This window comes from Sphingomonas soli NBRC 100801 (assembly GCF_001591025.1).
GTDB classification, from domain to species: domain Bacteria; phylum Pseudomonadota; class Alphaproteobacteria; order Sphingomonadales; family Sphingomonadaceae; genus Sphingomonas; species Sphingomonas soli.
This window is the reverse complement of sequence record NZ_BCTZ01000019.1, coordinates 68,789-87,304: the sequence shown is the minus strand read 5'-3', so window position 1 is coordinate 87,304 and position 18,516 is coordinate 68,789. Positions and strand designations below refer to the sequence as shown.

Sequence of the window (18,516 nt, the reverse complement as noted above, 5' to 3'; positions counted from 1 at the left end):
CCCCGGGCTTGACCCGGGGTCCCGCTAATATTGGCGGAGGCGAAGAAGCGGGACCCCGGCGCTAGGCCGGGGTGACAGGAAAAGGTCATGGTCGCGCCCCCGCAACGGCCTGCAACAGCGCCTCGACGCGAGCGTGCTCGACCACTCCGATAGCCGAGCGGGCATTCGCCTTGGCCGCGTCATTCTCCCAGACGAGGCCGACGATCACCTTGGCGTTGACCTTAGCCGCCTTGTCATAGCGCTTCTTCGGCGAGCCAGTGGCAATCATCTCGGCAGAAAGGCCATTGTCACGAAGCGCCTTCAGAGCCCGGATGCCGAATGCGAGCGCGCGATCATCCTCGACCGCAAGGATCACGTCGGGCTTCTCGCCCGCCGGCTCGTCGATCAGCATCGCCAGCCGCTCGACGCCAGCCGCCCAGCCCACGCCCGCCGTCTCCGGCCCGCCCAGCGAGCCGATCAGCCCGTCATAGCGCCCCCCGGCCAGCACAGTCCCCTGCGCACCCAGCCGATCGGTGACGAACTCGAATGCGGTGTGGCGGTAATAATCCAGCCCGCGCACCAGCCGGTCGTTGCGCGTCCACGCCACGCCCGCCGCGTCCAGCCCATCGGTCACCGCCTTGAAGAACGCAGCCGCATCCGGCGTCAGGAATTCGTCGATCCCCGGCGCCGCATCCGCAATCGGACGATCGCGCGGATCCTTGGAATCGAGAATGCGCAGCGGGTTCTTCTCCAGCCGCGTGGCGCTGTCTTCGGACAGTTCCCCGCGATGCTTTTCGAAATGCGCCACCAAAGCCGCCCGCCACGCATCGCGCGTCTCGGCATCGCCCAGCGTATTGAGCTGGAGCGTAACCCCGTCCGAAATGCCCAGCTCGCGCAGCAGCTGATCGGCCAGCACCAGCAATTCGACATCGGCGGCGGGCTCGGCCGCGCCGATGATCTCCGCGTCGATCTGGTGGAACTGGCGGAAGCGGCCCTTTTGCGGGCGCTCATAGCGAAACACCGGCCCCGAAGTGACCAGCTTCATCGGCGCATGCTGCTGCCAGCCCTCGGTGATGAAGGCCCGGCAGATGCCTGCGGTGAACTCCGGGCGCAGCGTGATCAGGTCGCCGCCCTTGTCCTCGAACGTGTACATCTCTTTCGAGACGACATCCGAAGTCTCGCCCATCGATCGGGCGAACACGCCGGTCGCTTCGAAGACGGGGATTTCCACCCGCTGGAAGCAGTAAAGACGGCGCACACGGTCGAATGCGTCGAGAACCGCGGCAAACCGCCGCTGCTCCTCGCCGAATATGTCCTGGGTCCCCCGGATGCGCTTGGGCGTTTCAATACGTGCCATTTGGGGGCGGGTTAGTAGCAGGTTCGTGAAGCGCTGCAATGCGGTAGAGACGCTATTCCTGCGCAGTGCGCGCCAGCAGCGCCTCGGCCTGCTTCAGATGCGGGCGGTCGATCATCTTGCCGTCCAGCTTCAGTGCCCCCGCGCCGGGATTATCGGCAAAGGCCGCGACGACCGCGCGGGCATGCTCGATCTCCGCCTCACTCGGCGAAAACCCCGCATTGATCACCGCCACCTGCGCCGGGTGGATCGTCATCATGCCGTTAAAGCCGTCCCGCCGCCCCCGCGCGACATAGGCCGCCAGCCCTTCGGTATCGGCGATATTCGGATAGACCGTCTCAATCGCCGCGAGGCCAGCAGCATGCGCGCCAAATAGCGTGAGCGAGCGGACCATCTGATAGGGCGCCGTATAGCTGCCATCCTCCTCGCGAGAGGTGGCAGCGCCGATCGCGGCGGGCAGATCCTCTGCGCCCCATGTCAGCCCCATCAGATGCTCGGATACCTCGCCATAGCTGCCCAGCGTGAACACCGCGGCGGGCGTTTCGCTGGCGATCGGCAGGATCAGCGGGCAATCGCCCAGCGCCAGCAGCGCCCGCACCGACGGCGCACCTTCCGCCTTGGGAAGCATGATCCCGTCCGCCGCACGCGCAACTGCAAAATCGGATGCCGCATGGTCGCTGTCGATCGGGTTTATCCGTACCAGACACGGCGTGCCCCGCTCGCGCGCCAGCCATTCGGCGATCGCGGCGCGCGCCTCGGGCTTCTTCTCGGGCGCGACCGAGTCCTCAAGGTCGAGGATCAGCGCATCCGCCCCGCTTGCCTCGGCCTTGGCGAAGCGCTCGGGCCGATCGCCCGGCACGAATAGCAGCGAGCGCAGCCTCATTTGCCGACCCGCGCGCGGGCAAGCGCGCGCATGCTGGCGAATTCCACCAGCTGGTCCGCCATCGCCGAAACCTGTCCCTGCACGGCCCGGTCGGCGAAATGTCCCTCGGTATCGAATACCGGGTTGAGCGAGTTGATCGTTACCCCCAGCGGCGTCGGCCAGCCGCGAAGCGCGTGTGCGATGGCGCGCAGCGTCGCCAGCGTGCTCCCCGTGGCCTGCCAGCCCGCGGCGACTGCGGCCAGGCCCACCGCGCGGCCGTCCAGATACGGCCGCTCGTCCTTTGCCATATCCTGTACGTAATCGAGCGCGTTCTTGAGCATGCCCGAAATCGTGCCGTGATAGCCCGGCGACACGATCACCACACCGCCCGCCTCGCGCAGCGCGGCGACAAGGGCATGGGCGTTGTCGCAGCGATCGTCGCTGGTGCCATAGGTCGGGAAATCCAGCTCCGGCCCAGCGAACAGCCTGGTACGCGCGCCGCGCTCCTCACAGGCTTCGAGGATCTTGCGGGTGATCCGCTCGGACGAGCTGGCGGCGGCGACGGTGCCGCCAAGCCCCACGATCAGCGGCGCCTGGGTTTCGGTTTGCATGCCGCTTTGTTGCCCCGAACTGGCGCCGAACGCCAGTCCCCTAGCGGCGGGTCAGGCTGCCGATCAGCGCCGAAAGCGGCCATTCGGGCTCGGCATCGGTCCAATAGGCACGCACCGGAAAACGCGCTCCGCTGGCGAAAACCGGCAAGACGGTAAGATCGGCGGCAAGGTGCGCGACATGGCTCTCGCAGATCAGGGTGACGCCCGCTCCACCCGCCACCCGCTCGATCAGCCGAGCTGGTCCAACATCGACGATCGTGGTGTCGAGCACCGCCCCGGCGGGCAGGATCATCCGCGCTAGGAACCGGTGCATATCGCTGCCATATTGCTGGCGGGAGACGAGGAGCGGATACTCGCGCAGATCGGCGGGGAGCACGGCCGCCTTTTTGGTCAGCGCATGGCCATGCGGAACCGCGACCATCACGCGATCGTGCCACACTTCCTTCGATCGCGTCCCGGCTTCTTCACCGCCGGGAAGCACCGCCAACGACAAGTCGCCGCTGCGCAACGCCGCCAGCAGCGCCCCGCGCCCCATTTCGTGCACGCCGATATCCACCTGCGGGCAGATGCGCGAAAATTCCAGCAGCTCGTCCGCCAGCCGGTCACGGCAGATCGAAGCAAAGCAGCCGACCGCCAGGTCGTGCCGCTCGCCATCGGGTCTGCCGGCGAAACTCGTGCCGGAGCCGGCGGGTACGCTTTCCATCGGATTAGGGATGCGCGATTCTGCCGGCGCGTGTTGCGCGATGCGACGGGTGCGACGAAGGTGCGACGAAAGTGCATGCTCCCGCGACCGGTGCAGCAAAGCGCCTATTAGCAGCGTAACGACTTCGCGCTACAACCCGTCCCCGAGGGGATCCACCAGATGCACGACCGGACAGGCGAGCCATTTGCCGGACTTGAGTCGCTTGACGCACTGACCCTGCGCGAGAGCGAGGAGCAGTTCCGTCACCTCGCCGAGAATATTCCCGGGCTTTGCTGGGTCGGCGACGACAAGGGCCAGCTGATCTGGGCGAACCGGCAATGGCATGAGATCTTCGACGGGACCTCGGCCGAGCGCGGCGACGCCAGTGATGTCGTCCATCCCGAGGATCTGCCCATCGCGCTCGAACTATGGGACCGGATGCGCCGCCAGGGCGAGACCGCAGCAGTGCATTTGCGGATGCGCGGGCGGGACGGAACCTATCGCCCCTATCTGAGCAAGGCCGTGCCGATTCACGACGCCGAAGGTGCGATCTCGCGCTGGTGCGGCATCCAGATCGACTTGAGCGAGCGGCGTGCCCATGACCGGCGCCAAGCGGTGCTCCGCGCCTTTCACGATCAGTCGCGAGATCAGACCGAGCCTGTGGAGATCCTGTCCTCGCTCGCCCGGCTGCTGGTCGAGCATATGGGCATCCCGCACTTCCTTTATGGAGAAACGCGCGACGGCGATCCCGCAGCGCTGGATATTTTCCGCGCGGTCGATGGGGTGAAGCAGCCCATGCCCACGGCGCGCGTGAACCTGATCGAGGCGTTCGAAAAGCTCGCCGAACGCAATCGTTCGGCCGATAGCTGGATCGTTACCGACAATAGGCTTCTCGAACGCGCGCCCGACGATCCTCTCCAGCGCGCGGCGGATGCAATGGGTGTCTGCGCGAGCATCAACGTCCCGATCATCAAGGAAGGCCGCCCGGTCGCAATGATCGCGCTGCTCGATACCGTCCCCCGGCACTGGACCGAGGACGAGATCGAGTTGGCGGAGGAATTGGCCGAGCGCGTCTGGGCGGCGCTCGCCCGCGCCCGCGCCGAGGCCGCACTGCAGGAACGCGAGCGGCACCAGGCTTTCGTCATCGACTGGAGCGATCGCGTCCGCGGCGAGGCCAGCCCGCAGGCGACCATGGCGCAGACGCTCGAATGGCTGGGCCGCCATCTGGGCATCACCCGAGCGACCTATTCGGAGAGCGACGAAAGCGGACGGACCTTCGCGATCCTGGGCGAATGGCGGGAACCGCAGGTGGTGAGCATCGCCGGAACCAGCTTCTCGCTCGATGATGTCGGCGCGACGGTAGAACGCGAATGGGTCGCGGGCGCCATCGTCCGATATGACGATGTCGCGACCGATCCCCGGGTCGAGGCTGGCTACGTCCCCTCCTATCTCGCAGCGCAAATCCAGGCATTCGTTAGCGTGCCCCTGATCGAGAACGGGCGCGTGCGATCGGCATTGTCGGTCCAGCACCGCGAGGCGAGGCACTGGCGCGATAGCGAAATCCAGCTTCTGCGCGACATTGCGGAGCGAACCTGGGTGTCGCTGGAGCGCGCCCGCGCCCAGGCCGAGTTGGCGGAACGCGAGCGGCACCAGGCTTTCCTGATCGACTGGAGCGATCGGATTCGTGGCGAGGCCAGCCCCGAATCGATCATGGCCGTAACGCTCGAATGGCTCGGCCAGCATCTGGGTGCGACCCGCACGACCTATGCGGAATGCGACACCACGGGCCGGCGCTTCACCGTCAATGGCGAATGGCGGGACGATGCGGTGTCATCCATTCGCGGCAACAGCTTCTTCCTGGAAAGCGTAGGCGCGGCGGTCGACCGCGATTGGACGGTCGGCGAGATCATCCGCTACGACGATGTTCGCGACGAGCGGCTGGAGGCCGAGGCGACCGAGCGCTATCTTGGCGCGCAGATCTCGGCTTTCGTCTCTGTCCCGCTGGTACAGGGCGGCGCGATGCGATCGGCGCTATCGATCCAGCAGAACGTCCCCCGCATCTGGCGCGAGGGCGAGATTCAGCTGATGCGCGACATCGCGGAGCGCGCCTGGGTCGCGCTGGAGCGTGCCCGGGTCCAGACCGCGTTGCAGGAGCGCGAGCGCAACCAGGCCTTCCTGATCGCGTGGAGCGACAAGGTTCGCCGCGAGACCAGCCCGCAGGCGATTATTGCGACCACGCTCGAATGGCTCGGCCAGCATCTGGGGATCACCCGCGCGACCTATTCCGAAAGCGATGCCGAGGGCCGCGTCTTCACCGTCAGGGGCGAATGGCGCAACGGCGTGAACAGCAATCTCGGCAGCCAGGTGACGCTGGGCAGCATCAGCGCGTCGGTTGACAAGGAATGGGTGAGCGGTGACCTCGTCTGCTACGACGATGTGATCGGCGATCCCCGCGTCAATGAGGCGGCGGCAAAGCGGTATCGCGAAACCAGCATCCGCGCCTTCATCAGCGTGCCGCTCGTGCAGGACGGGCAGATGCGTTCGATCCTTTCGGTGCATGACCGCAATCCGCGCCAGTGGCAGGCCAGCGAATTGCAGCTGATGCGCGATATCGCCGAGCGCGCCTGGGTGACGCTGGAGCGCGCGCAGGCCGAAGCGGCGCTACAGGAACGCGAGCGCAACCAGGCATTCCTGATCGGATGGAGCGACCGCATCCGCGCCCGCACCAATGCCCGCGAGATCCTGGGCGAGACGCTGGCGGCGCTTGGCGAGCATCTGGGCGTGATGCGCACCAATTTCGCCGAGACCAGCAGGGACGGCCAGGAACTCTGCGTCCTTCAGGAATGGAGCGACGGAGCGCTGAACGCGACCCATGAGCGCTATCCGCTCTCGGTGCTGGGGAACAAGCTCGCGGCGGCGCATTCCAGCGGGCTGCCGGTGCGAGTCGATGATACCGCCACCGATCCTCGCTTCGACGAGACTAACAAGCCCCTGTTCGACAGTCTCAGCATCCATGCCGTGCTAACTTTGCCCATGATGCGGGTGGGGCAGATCGTCGGGGTCTTGTCGGTACAATCCAGCACCCCGCGCCGCTGGACCGATGGCGAAGTCGATCTGGTCCGCGACCTTGCGGATCGCACCCTCGCTGTACTCGAGCGCGCACATTCCGAGGAACGGCTGGCCGAGAGTGAGGCGCAGCTTTCCGCCTTTCTCGAAAATGCGCCTGTCGCGATGCACCTAAAGGATGGCGACGGGCGCTATGTGCGCGTCAATCCCGAATTCGCGCGCGGTGTCGGCCGGACGCGCGAAGAGGTTCAGGGCGCCACTGCGGACGAGGTCTTCCCGGCCCGCATCGCCGCCGAGGTCAAAAGGCTGGAAGCGCTGGCGCTGGCGGGCGAAGTCGCGAGCGCAGAAATCGAGATCGGCGAAATTCTGGGCGATGACGGTCATGTGCTGTCGATGATATTCCCGATCACCGGCGCGGGCGTTGCGCGCACCGGCGGCTTCACCCTCGACCTGACCGAGCGCAAGCGCGCCGAGGCGGCGCTCGCCCGCTCGCGCGAAACACTCTACCAAGCCGAGAAGCTCTCCGCGCTCGGCTCGCTGCTCGCGGGCGTCAGCCATGAGCTCAATAATCCGCTCTCGATCGTCGTCGCCCAGGCGGTGATGATGGAGCGCCAGTCGCAGGGCGGCGAGCTGGCCGAGCGCGCGCAGAAGATCCGCAAGGCAGCCGATCGTTGCGCCCGGATCGTCCAGACGTTCCTGGCCATGGCCCGCCAGAAGCGGCCGGAGCGCGAGCCTGTCAATCTGAACGCGGTGGCGATGGCGGCCTATGACCTTGCCGAGTACGGCCTGCGCACCGACGGCATTTCGGCGACCCGCGAGCTTGCGCCCACCCTGCCGACCATCTCCGCGGACTCGGATCAACTTCACCAGATCATCATCAATCTGCTGATCAACGCACAGCAGGCGATGGCCGACACCGGCCAGGCCGACCGAAAACTGACGCTGCGCACCGCCCAGGGCGAAACTGCGGGCACGGTGATCGTCGAGGTAATCGACAATGGCCCGGGCGTGCCCGACGATGCCCGCCGGCGCATCTTCGAGCCGTTCTACACCACCAAGCCGCAGGGCGAGGGTACCGGCGTCGGCCTGTCCTTCTCGCAGGGGCTGGCCGAAGCGCATGGCGGCAAGCTCGAACTGCTTCCGTCAAAGCGCGGCGCGCATTTCCGCCTGACCCTGCCGGTCGATCCCGCACAGGGCGCGCCCGAGTTGCAAGCTCCCACTCCCGCCCCGGTCGAGCCCCCCGTGCGCCGCGCCCTCGTCATCGACGATGAGCAGGAGATCGCCGAATCGCTCGCCGACTTCCTCTCGATAGAAGGCTTTGCGTGCGATGTAGCGGTGGGCGGTACCGAAGCGCAGAAGCGGCTGGCCCAGGGCGACTATGATCTGATCGTCAGCGATCTGCGCATGCCCGGCATGGACGGCCCACAGCTATATGCCTGGCTGAAGGCCCAACGCCCCGATCTCGAAAGCCGCATGGCCTTCGCCACCGGCGACACGCTCGGCGTCAACGCCGCGCGCTTTCTGGAAGCGATGGACCGCCCCGTTCTCGAAAAGCCCTTCATGCCCGATGCAGTGCATCGGTTTCTCCAGCAGATGGACCTTGCATGACCAGCGTGACCCCCGAACTGACCCCCGCCCCCTATATCATCATGGTCGATGATGAAGAGGATCTGCGCGAGCCCATCGCCGCCTATCTGCGCGAGCAGGGCGTCGAGGTGGGCGAGGCCGGGGGTGGTGCCGATCTCGACACGTTGCTGCTGCGCCGCGTCCCCGCGCTCGTCGTGCTCGACGTGACCATGCCCGAAGAGGACGGCTTCAGCATCGCGCGGCGGCTTCGCGCCAAATACGATAATCTCGGCATCGTCATGCTCACCGCGCGGCGCGACGTGATCGATCGCGTCGTGGGCCTGGAGCTTGGCGCCGACGATTACATCATGAAGCCGTTCGAGCCACGCGAGCTTCTGGCGCGCATCCGCTCGGTGCTTCGCCGCCTGGCCGCCGTCGCCGCCACGCCCGCCATGGTTTCGCGCGGCAACGGGGCGGATTCGGACGAAGACGAGGAGGAAGAAGCCGCACCCCCGTTGCGCGGCGATTATCATGAGGAGTTCTGGATCCCCACGACGCGCGGCCAGATCCGCGTGCCGGTGGACACGATCGAGTGGATCGAAGCCGCGAAGGACTATGCCCTGCTCCACACGCCCGAGCGCAGCCATATGATCCGCGTCACCATGGCCGCGCTGGAGGAGGGGCTCGATCCCCAGCATATGATCCGCGTCCACCGCTCCGCCTTCGTGCGCCCGGCCTCTGTCCAGCGTGTCAGCGCGATCGGGCGGCACATGGCGCTGGAGATGAAATCGGGCGCGGTGGTGCGCGTGGGTCCCCGCCACTGGAGCGACGTGCGGCACCGGCTGAAGCTGTAGAGTTGTTTGCAGGCGATGCCGGGCTCAGTTCCGCTGCGAACCACTCTCCTCTTCTCCTTCCACAGAGGATAGAGCAGCTTCGTCGCACCCTAGTCGCACTGCTGCGGACATTCGAATCGAAGGAGCGCATAAAGCTCCTACGCCGCCCAGCCATCCCCCCCGGCCTTGGCGGCGCACGGTGCCAGTCGCCCCCTAGAAGACTGCGCCATATAGCGGCCACCCGGCCCCTCCGTCCGGGTGGCCGTTTCGGCTTTAGCCCGTGCCGCCCTTCACAGATTTGTCGCTTCGTCTCGGCTGCGAAACAGTCCCGACGCAGCTTCGTCGCTCCGGTCGCGGGGCGCGTTCCTTGTCGCATTTTGCCGCATAAGTCAGCGGCAGACGGCCACTTCGGCCGCCGACCAACCCCGGCATCGACCGGGAAGATTCAGGGATACAGATTATGCGTACCGTTCTTTTCCTTCTCGCCAGCGTCTCGGCACTTTCGTTCGCACAACAGGCTGCTGCCCAAGACTTCACCGGCCCCCGCGTCGAAGTGAATGCCGGCTATGATTCGTCCAACGCGGATGATGGCGTGCCCGCCACCCCGAACAAGCTAGACGGCGTTCGCGTCGGCGGCGCGATCGGCTATGATGTGGCGCTGGGCGAGCGCTTCCGTGTCGGCGTAGAGGCAGATGCAGGCTTCCTCGTCTCGGGCGACAATCGCTACACCTCGGGTGCGGGCGCCTACCGGATCACCACCGGCCGCGATCTTGGCCTGTCGCTCCGCGCAGGTGCGAAGGTCGGCGACAAGACCTTCCTCTATGCCAAGGGCGGCTGGACCAACAGCCAGTACCGCGCCCGCGCCACGATCGTCGGCACCACCGGCACGACCAAGACCGACGTGCGCTCGAACGAGGATGGCTGGCGCATCGGCGCGGGCGTCGAGCACATGCTCACCGACAAGATCTACGCCAAGGCCGAATATCGCTACACCGACTATGGCAATGACGTGTCCCGCCATCAGGCGCTGGTCGGCGTCGGCTACCGCTTCTGAGCCTTTCGCTCGGAATCCCGCGGGGGCGGCGTCATGTGACGCCGCCCCTCTCCCCTATTCGGAGAAACCGCATGCTCAGGAACTTCCTGACCATCGTTCTGGCTGCCTTCCCCCTGGCGATCATGCTCAGCGTCTGGTCCGCTACGGCCTGAGAGCCGACTGGCCTTTGGCGTCGCGTGGAGTAAGACCCGGACCATGCCGATACGATTGATCTGCCTCGATGCCGATGACACGCTCTGGCACAATATGCGCCATTTCGAATTGGCCGAGAAAGCGCTTGAGCGCATGCTCGCGCCCTTTGCCGAAGGTCCGGCGGTGCGCGACCGCCTGAACGCGATCGAGACGCGCAATCTTCCCGTCTATGGCTATGGCGCAAAGGGCTTCACGCTTTCGATGATCGAAGCCGCGATCGAGATTTGTGGCGATGCACTCCCGCCCGATGCCATCCCCGAAATTCTTGCCGCCGGGCGCCAATTGCTCGCGCATCCGGTCGAGTTGCTGCCCGGCATCGAGGAGACACTGGAGGCGCTGGCCGAGCGCGCGCCCATCGTGCTCGTCACCAAGGGCGATCTGCTGCACCAGGAAAGCAAGCTTGCGGCGTCTGGCCTTGGCGATCGTTTCTCGGGGATCGAGATCGTCAGCGACAAGAAGCCGGAGACCTTCACCCGGATCTTCGCCGCGCACGGCGTATCGCCGGAGCAGGCGGTGATGGCAGGCGATTCGATGCGATCGGATGTGCTGCCGGCGCTTTCCGCCGGAGCATGGGCAGCGTTCGTCCCGCATGATCTGGTCTGGTCGCACGAAGCCACCGACGCGCCCGAGCATCCTCGCTTCCGCTGCATCGCATCGCTTGCCGAACTGCCCGGCTGGATCGATCAGATCGGCTGAGCCACGCGATCGCGACGCGCAATTCGCTAATCCGGCAGCGCTTCAACGAACGCGCACACCACCGCCGCCGCGTTGCTCGCCGCCAATCCCATGAAGGTCAGCATCTGGTTCTGCCCGGCATCGCCGCCCGCCAGATCGGATACGCTGCGATACGCCACGAAAGGCACGCGATTGGCCCAGGCCACCTGCGCCACCGCCGCGCTCTCCATATCGACCACCGTCGCCGCAAAGGTCGCCGCAAGATAGTCGCGATAGGCAGCGTTATCGACGAACGACGATCCGCTCATCCCCGTGCCGCCGGGCACGATGCGCGGCGTGTGGTCCAGGCAGTGCGAAGGGTCGCCGGGGAGGCAGCGCTCCAGCGGCACATCGATGCTGGCAGCGATGGCGAGCAGGTCGGGATCCGCCGGGAACCAGCGCCGCTCCGTCACCGGCTCGTCCGCCCGGCCGATCAGCACGTCGCGCGGGAACATCGCACCGAAGGCGGGCAGATCGGTGCCACCCGGAATACCAATCGGCGGAGCGAAGCCTCCCGGAATTTCGCGCGCGAACGCGAACTCCATATTCTGCCCCCAGCGCTCCGGCACGCTGACATCGCCCAGCCGCAGTGCGGAGTCGATCCCGCCGGCTATTCCGGAAAACACGATCCGACATATGGCATGCCGCTCGATCAGCGCCTGCGTGTTCATCGCGGCATTCACCATCGAAATGCCGCTCAGCATCAGCGCCACCGGCTTGCCGGCCAGCGTGCCCAGCACAAGCGGCGTGCCGTTGATCGCCAGCGTCTCGGGTTCGGAAAGGCGGTGCGCCAGCGCATCCCATTCGGGCGGGAACGCCGTCAGGATCGCAGTGCGCACGCCTTGTCAGGCCATCGGGTCCAGGCCGTCGAGATAGCGCTCGGCATCGAGCGCCGCCTGGCATCCCGTCGCCGCGCTCGTCACGGCCTGGCGATAGATCTGGTCCTGCACGTCGCCTGCCGCGAACACACCCGTCACGCTCGTCTCCGTCTGCTGATGGCCGCGGCCGCCATGCGTGACGATATAGCCATGGTCCATCTCGAGCTGCCCTTCGAACAGCTCGGTATTGGGCTTGTGCCCGATCGCGATGAACACGCCGTGCAGTTCCACATCGTCGGTCGCGCCGGTCTCAACGCTCTTCAGCCGCACGCCGGTCACGCCGCTGGCATCGCCCAGCACTTCATCCAGCGTGGTGTTCCAGCGCACCGTGATCTTGCCCGCCTTCACCTTCTCGGCGACCTTGTCCTGCAGGATCTTCTCGCCACGGAACTTGTCGCGACGATGGACCATCGTCACGTGGCTGGCGATGTTGGACAGGTACAGCGCCTCTTCCAGCGCGGTGTTGCCGCCGCCCACCACTGCAACGGGCTTGTTGCGATAGAAGAATCCGTCGCAGGTCGCGCAGGCCGAAACGCCCTTGCCCATGAACGCCTGCTCGGACTCGAGCCCCAGATATTGCGCCGAAGCGCCCGTGCAGATGATCAGCACGTCGCAGGTATAGGTATCCGCATCGCCGATCAGCGTGAACGGGCGGGTGTCGAGCTTGGCCGTGTGGATATGGTCATAGATCATCTCGGTGCCGAAGCGCTCGGCATGCTGCTGGAAGCGCTGCATCAGCTCCGGCCCCTGCACCCCCATCGCGTCCGCCGGCCAGTTATCGACATCGGTCGTCGTCATCAGCTGGCCGCCATGCGCGATACCCGCGATCAGCACCGGCTTCAGATTGGCGCGCGCTGCATAGACGGCGGCCGTGTAACCGGCGGGGCCGGAACCGAGGATAAGCAATTGGACGTGACGCATGAGAATCTCTGGCTGGCGTGAAAGTACGCGAGGAATGTGGGTGCGGAGCCTTAGCCCGGCTAGAGGCTTTAGCAAATCGCTCAGCCGCCTGTGTTCACCGTTCGCGCATCGATACGTTGCCGACGCCCGAAGCCCCCGGATGCCGGTCAGTTGCTGACCAGATAATATACCGCCGCCGCGCTTCCCTGATTGGCCACCCGGATCTGAACGCGCCGGGTAAAGGTGGGGACCCAGTCGCACTTCACGCGCGCATTCGTCGTGCGCTCGCAGATTTGCTTGTCCTCGGCGGCGATGCGGATGGTGAGGCTGCGCCCGGTCTGCGGGACCAGCGCAACCTCCGCTTTCTGTCCCGCTAGGAAGACCTGTTCGGTGGATAGCACGGCACCCGGCGCGAGCACGCCCTTGCTATAGGCTGGGCCAAGCGCGCGGCCTCGCACGGGTGGCGCCTTGTCGCGTACCCCGCGCGCCAATGCCCGCTTGCGCCAATAGGCCGCGAGATCCTCTTCGCCCGCGCGCGGTTTGGCACCAAGTGCTTCCAGGCTGCGCGCGGCGGCAAGCATGCCGCGTCCGTCGCCCGCGCTTTCCGCAGCGATCCCGCGCGCCACTGCGGCAGAGGCGGTGTCGGTAGGGGTTTCCACCATAGCCCATGGCGCGAGCAGAGCGAGAAGCAGCATCATTGCTTTGCTTCCGGTTCCAGGACGAACGCAGCGCCGGGATCAGCATCCCGACAAGATATCCTAAGCCCGTGGCGCGCCGCGATCGCGCGTACCAGCGATAGCCCCAGCCCGTGCCCCTCGCCAGCTTCGCCACCGCGCTCGAAGCGATCGAAGATACGCTCGCGAAATGCTTCGGGAACGCCCGGTCCGGTGTCGCGCACCGTGATGCGCGGCCCCGGCTCGATGCTCAGCGTCACCTGCGCGTTGGCGCCAGCATATTTGAAGGCATTGTCGAGCAGGTTCGAAAGCACCCGGCTCAATTGCATGCGATCGCCGGGCAGCGTCACGCGCGGCACGATCTCGGTCCGCAGGTCGATGCCCAGATCTGCGGCGCTGTCGGCATAGAGGTCGGCAATGCTCTCGCCGATTTCGGAGAGGTCGACGGTTTCGAACCCGCGCCGGTCGCCCCGTCCGGCCTCGCTCGCGGCGATATCCAGCAGCGAATCGAGCAGCTCGGCGATGCGCCGGGCGTCCTGCCGCACCTGGCCCAGCGACGCGGTCAGCAGGGGATCGGCGCTGCGCTCGATCAGACGCAGCAGGTTGGTGTCCAGATGCATCAGCGGCGTGCGAATCTCGTGCGCCACCTGATCGGTCACGTTGCGCTGCGCCTGCACCACCGCCGCCAGCCGCGCGACAAGCTCGTCGACATGCGCGGCAAGCTCTGCCAGTTCGTCGCGCCCCGCCCCGCTGGCGAGCCGGTGCTGCAGATTCCCCGCTTCGATCGCCCGCAACCCGGTGTTCAGCCCGTCCACGCGCCGCCGCAGCCGCGCCGCCGCAAACCATCCGAGCAGCAGCGCCGCCGCCAGCACGCCAGCCCCCGCGATCAGGAAGGCGGTGCGGACATGCGCAAGCAACGCGCTCCGCCCGCCATATTCGCGCGCCGCCACCAGCCGCAGATCGGGCGCAAGCTGCGTCGCCCGGGCAAACACCGGCGCGCCATTCTCCAGCGTCACGAAATCGGCCTGGCTGTTCTCCGCCGACAGCATCGGCCAGCGCGCAATATCGCCGGCGATCGGGCTCCCGCTCTGATCCGCGAGTAGATAATGGGGCTGGTCTGCCCCGCTGGTCCGCATCGTCAGCCGGTCCCGCATGCGCGCGATCAGTTCCTCGCGCCCGCCGGTCGCATAGATATCGGCCAGCGCGGCCACGTCGGTATCCACCGTCGCGCGCAGCCCGATCTCCGTTTCGCTGCGGATCACCCCCATCGTGACCGCGTACAGCAGCGCCGTCGCGGCGAGCGAGATCGCCGCCACCGCAAGGATCAGCGGCGTCGTCAGCGAGCGCTGGCCTGCGTCAGCCACGGTCAGCCTGCGACCAAGCGATACCCCGTCCCCCAGATCGTCTCGAGCACCGGCGTGTCGAACCCTTCTTCCAGCTTTCGCCGCAACCGCCCCACATTGACGTCGATCACATTGGTTTGCGGATCGAAGGAGAGGTTCCAGACATTGCGCAACAGCATCTCGCGCGTGACTACTTCACCGGCATTTTCCATGAAATAGCGGAAAAGCGTGAACTCCTTGGGGCTCAGCGGGATGTGCCTCCCGCCGCGATGAGCGGTGCGCGCCTTCACATGGCATTCCAAGTCGCCGAACAGGATCACCGCGCTGTGGGCAAGGCCCGCGGCGCGGCGATGGAGCGCACGCACCCGCGCGCTGAGCTCGGGCGGATCGAACGGCTTGGCCATATAATCGTCGACCCCTGCATCCAGCCCCTCGGTCCGGTTCTCGGCCCGGCCAAGCGCAGAGAGCATCAGCACCGGCGCCGCCACCCCCGCCTCGCGCAGACGGCGGACGATTTCGATCCCGGAAAGGTCGGGAAGCATCCGGTCGAGGATGACCACGTCGAACGCGGCGCTTGCCGCACGCTTCAGCCCTTCCTCGCCGCGATCGGTCCAGGACAGGCGGTGCCCATCGTCCGCCATCAGCCGCGCGACCTCTTCGGCCAGCCGCGCATCGTCTTCCACATAGAGAATATCGAGACCCGTCATGCCTGCACGCTAGCCCAAAGCATGGCCGGGATGCAGTGAAAAAGCCTGTTACTTCCGCAAACGTTGCGGGACATGCCTGAGCGGCCTACCAATGACCTATGGGGCGTTGGTCGCGCATGCCCCGTCATTCGTGTGGGGGAAAACGATGAGGGTGCGTGGCGTAGCATTTGCGGTGATCGGTTTGCTGGCCGGCATTGGCTATGGTTCGGTTTCGGCGGTATCCGCCTGGCCGCTTGAGAGCGCCGCACAGGATCCTGCGGCAGATGCGCGCAAGGCGGCCGAGGCGATCGACACCAGCGGAAAGCCCGCCGAGGCGGAGGTAGCGTGGCGCAAGGTGATCGCCACGCAACAGGCTCGCCCGAAGCCCGATCCCGAAACCATCGCCCTCGCGCACAACCGGATCGGCGACACGCTTTATTATCGCGGCAAGCCCGATCTGGCGCAAAAGGAGCTTGAGGCAGCGCGCGATCTGCTGGCGGCGGCGGGGCTGGGCGAGGGCGACATGATGTCGGAAACGCTCTCCAATCTCGGGACGATGCACACTGCGCAGGGGCGTCCGGCAAGTGACGTGGAGCTTCAGCGCAAGGCGCTGGCGATGCGCGTCAAGCTGCACGGGCCAGACGATACGCGGCTCGCGATCAACTATTACAATCTTGGTTACGCGCTCTATGAGTTCGGCCAGCCCCTGGAGGCGGCGGACAGCATCGAACTCGGCACGCGCATGCGGCTCGCGACGATGAAGCCCGATAATCCCGATCTCTTCCTCACGCTGGCAACCGCGGCCGGAATCGTCGAATCCTCGGGCCGGGTCCTCACCGCGATCGAGTTCGCGCAAAAGGCTGTTGAGCTGGTCAACACCCATCATCCCAAGCATCCCTATGCGGGCTTCGTGCGCGGCGTGCTCGGCAAGACGCTCACCGGCGCAGGGCGTTCCGCGGAAGCCATAGAAGTCACGCGCCAGGCGGTGGATGAGCTGGCGGCGAGTATGGGCGAGGAAAACCCTCTCACCCTTGATGCGATCGGCAACCTGGCCGTCAGCATGGCCCGGCTGGGCCGGTTCGACGAAGCGCGCGAACTCACGATGCGCTCGATCCCCAAGAAGCGCGAGGAGCGCGCGCCAGACACGGTGCGTGCGCTGATCACCGCTTCCAACTATGCTGGCGAAGGCGGGCGCGAGGCGGAGGCGATCGCCATCGCCGAGGACGGCTATGCGTTCGCGGCAAAGAAGATGCCGCCAGATCATGCGATTCGCGCGCAGGTGGCCTTCGTCCTCGCGATCCATCTCGAACGCTCCGGCCAGCTCAAGCGCGCGCTTGAGCTGATGCAGGAAACGGCGGCCATCTTCGCCAAGCGCGAGGATGCGGAGAGCCCGCGCAGGCTCGGCGCAGACGTGTATCTAGGCGGTCTGGAGATCGCGAACGGGCTGCGCCAACAGGGATATGCGCGCGTTGCCGCCGCTGCGGACAAGATGGCGCCCAAGATGTTCGCCATCGCCCAGGATCCGGCGCTCGGCGCATCGAACAGCTATTACGAGACTTTCGCCCGCGCCGCCGAAGCCGCGATCCAGGCCGGGCACCCCGGCGATGCCTTCCGCTATCATCAGCTCGCTTCCTATGACGTGAATGTGCTCGCCAGCCAGCAGGTGGCGATGCGCACCGCGGCGGGCCGCAGCAGCGAAGCCGCTGCGTTGGTCCGCGATCTCCAGGATGCAGGCCGAACGTTGCGCGTCCTCAATCGGCAAAAGGCCGGGCTGCTCGCACGCGGCGACGTGGAAGGCGCGCGCCGTTCGGACGCCTCTATCGCGGAGACCGAGGCGAAGAGCGCGCAATTGACCGGGCGGATCGAGGTTATCGCCCCCGGCTTCGAGCGGCTGAGCCGCCCGGAGATCGTGCCGCTGGCGACGCTGCAATCGCGGCTCGCCAAGGATGAGGGCCTGTTCGTCGCCATGCCGTCCCGCTCGCGAACCAGCGTGATGCTGATCCGGCGAGACGGCGTGAAGGTGGCGGTCAGCGCAAAGCCGCGCAGCGCGATCCGCCCGCTCGTTACGGCGGTTCGCCAGTCGATCGATACCGCGCTCAACTCGGGCGAGACGACCCTGCCCCCCTTCGATTTCGCGGCAAGCCATGCGCTGTACGCCGCCCTGTTCCCCGCCGAAATCCGCTCCGGCGCGACCGGCCTCACTCGACTACACCTCGCGGCGACCGATGCCCTCGCTTCGCTGCCTTTCGCGGCACTCGTCACCCAGCCGGTGCGCGGCACGGGCGACCGGGCGCTGCGGGACGCACGCTGGCTTATCCGCGACATGAGCCTGGACGTCACTGTCTCGATGGCGAGCGTCGGCGCGGGCGGTACGCCGATCAGCCGCGCCACCGCCTTCGCCGGCATCGGCGCGCCGGCGCTTACCGGCACGCCCGGAAAGCCGATCGAGCTGGCCGGGCTGTTCCGTTCCGGCCGCGCCGATGTTCGCGCAGTTCGTGGCCTGCCGCCGCTGCCAGGCGCGATGGCGGAGCTTTCGCAGATGCGCGCGGCGCTGGGGGGCGAGCGTTCAACGCTGGTGACCGGTGCGGATGCGAGTGAGGCCCGGATCAAGACGATGGACATGTCGCAATATTCGGTGATCGCCTTCGCCACCCATGGCCTGATCGCCAATCAGGTGGACGGGCTGGAAGAGCCTGCACTCGTGCTGACCCCGCCGAATGAGGAAAGCGTCGGGGAGGACGGGCTTCTCACGGTCAGCGAGATCGCGGCGCTGCGCCTCAACGCGGATTGGGTGATCCTCTCGGCCTGCAACACGGCGGCGGGATCGACGCAGTCGGCCCCCAGCTACACCGGCCTTGCGCACGCGTTCCTCTACGCGGGAACGCGTTCGCTTCTCCTGTCGCACTGGCAGGTGCGCGATGATGCAGCCTCGCGGCTCAGCGTCGCCACCGTGCGCGGCACGGCATCCGGTCTCGATCGCGCACAGGCGCTGCGGCAGGCAATGCTGGCGCTTATCGCCGATCGCAAGGTCCCCGGCGGGGCACATCCCGCCGTCTGGGCGCCGTTCGTCCTGATCGGGGCGTAACGGCAAGGAGACGCCGCCTGCTCCTCCCGCAGGCGGC

The 18,516-nt window shown here is 66.6% G+C and carries 14 protein-coding genes; 5 read left to right on the top strand and 9 right to left on the bottom strand.

Annotation, left to right across the window (positions count from 1 at the left end):
• Positions 1-85 precede the first annotated feature (85 nt).
• From hisS to SSO01S_RS14565, 4 genes are read right to left on the bottom strand one after another with little or no spacing between them, the layout of a single operon-like run.
• A complete protein-coding gene (gene hisS / locus SSO01S_RS14580) occupies positions 86-1,336 on the bottom strand; it encodes a histidine--tRNA ligase (protein ID WP_066800152.1) in 1,251 nt (416 codons plus the stop codon).
• A gap of 52 nt (positions 1,337-1,388) precedes the next feature.
• Complete coding sequence (locus tag SSO01S_RS14575; protein WP_066800149.1) at positions 1,389-2,216, bottom strand: HpcH/HpaI aldolase/citrate lyase family protein; 828 nt, start codon at positions 2,214-2,216, stop codon at positions 1,389-1,391.
• The gene (locus SSO01S_RS14570; protein ID WP_066800146.1) at positions 2,213-2,806 is read right to left on the bottom strand and encodes an NADPH-dependent FMN reductase; all 594 of its coding nucleotides are present in this window, start codon (positions 2,804-2,806) and stop codon (positions 2,213-2,215) included. The genes SSO01S_RS14575 and SSO01S_RS14570 overlap by 4 nt, the downstream gene beginning before the upstream one ends.
• 40 nt (positions 2,807-2,846) lie before the next feature.
• Positions 2,847-3,509 carry a LysR family substrate-binding domain-containing protein gene (locus SSO01S_RS14565; protein WP_066800143.1) on the bottom strand — a complete coding sequence of 221 codons (663 nt, stop codon included), beginning with the start codon at positions 3,507-3,509 and terminating at the stop codon, positions 2,847-2,849.
• 159 nt (positions 3,510-3,668) lie between these two features.
• On the opposite strand from SSO01S_RS14565, the gene SSO01S_RS14560 reads away from it, so the two are divergent.
• The 4 genes from SSO01S_RS14560 (at position 3,669) to SSO01S_RS14545 (ending at position 10,895) form a co-directional block, all read left to right on the top strand.
• Positions 3,669-8,162 carry a GAF domain-containing protein gene (locus SSO01S_RS14560; protein WP_066800140.1) on the top strand — a complete coding sequence of 1,498 codons (4,494 nt, stop codon included), beginning with the start codon at positions 3,669-3,671 and terminating at the stop codon, positions 8,160-8,162.
• The gene (locus tag SSO01S_RS14555; RefSeq protein WP_066800136.1) at positions 8,159-8,974 is read left to right on the top strand and encodes a response regulator; all 816 of its coding nucleotides are present in this window, start codon (positions 8,159-8,161) and stop codon (positions 8,972-8,974) included. Before SSO01S_RS14560 ends, SSO01S_RS14555 begins: the two co-directional genes overlap by 4 nt.
• A gap of 439 nt (positions 8,975-9,413) precedes the next feature.
• Positions 9,414-10,007 (top strand): outer membrane protein, encoded by a 594-nt coding sequence (locus SSO01S_RS14550; protein ID WP_066800133.1) that lies wholly within the window; start codon positions 9,414-9,416, stop codon positions 10,005-10,007.
• Positions 10,008-10,202: 195 nt separating this feature from the next.
• On the top strand, positions 10,203-10,895 hold the full coding sequence (locus tag SSO01S_RS14545) for an HAD family hydrolase (protein WP_066800129.1): 693 nt from the start codon (positions 10,203-10,205) through the stop codon (positions 10,893-10,895).
• Between the two features lie 26 nt (positions 10,896-10,921).
• Here SSO01S_RS14545 and SSO01S_RS14540 read toward each other — a convergent pair whose 3' ends face one another.
• The 5 genes from SSO01S_RS14540 to SSO01S_RS14520 form a co-directional block, all read right to left on the bottom strand.
• On the bottom strand, positions 10,922-11,752 hold the full coding sequence (locus SSO01S_RS14540) for a 5'-methylthioadenosine/S-adenosylhomocysteine nucleosidase (protein WP_066800125.1): 831 nt from the start codon (positions 11,750-11,752) through the stop codon (positions 10,922-10,924).
• Positions 11,753-11,758: 6 nt separating this feature from the next.
• Positions 11,759-12,712 (bottom strand): thioredoxin-disulfide reductase, encoded by a 954-nt coding sequence (trxB, locus tag SSO01S_RS14535; protein WP_066800122.1) that lies wholly within the window; start codon positions 12,710-12,712, stop codon positions 11,759-11,761.
• 146 nt (positions 12,713-12,858) lie between these two features.
• Entirely contained in the window at positions 12,859-13,389 is a 531-nt protein-coding gene (locus tag SSO01S_RS14530; protein WP_157073792.1) for a hypothetical protein, read from the bottom strand.
• Complete coding sequence (locus tag SSO01S_RS14525) at positions 13,386-14,729, bottom strand: sensor histidine kinase (protein WP_066800116.1); 1,344 nt, start codon at positions 14,727-14,729, stop codon at positions 13,386-13,388. The genes SSO01S_RS14530 and SSO01S_RS14525 overlap by 4 nt, the downstream gene beginning before the upstream one ends.
• Before the next feature lie 2 nt (positions 14,730-14,731).
• On the bottom strand, positions 14,732-15,415 hold the full coding sequence (locus tag SSO01S_RS14520; protein WP_066800113.1) for a response regulator transcription factor: 684 nt from the start codon (positions 15,413-15,415) through the stop codon (positions 14,732-14,734).
• 151 nt (positions 15,416-15,566) lie between these two features.
• Between SSO01S_RS14520 and SSO01S_RS14515 the strand changes: the two genes are divergently transcribed.
• Positions 15,567-18,479, top strand: a complete 2,913-nt coding sequence (locus SSO01S_RS14515) for a CHAT domain-containing tetratricopeptide repeat protein (protein WP_169798365.1) — start codon at positions 15,567-15,569, stop codon at positions 18,477-18,479.
• The last annotated feature ends 37 nt before the right edge of the window (positions 18,480-18,516 follow it).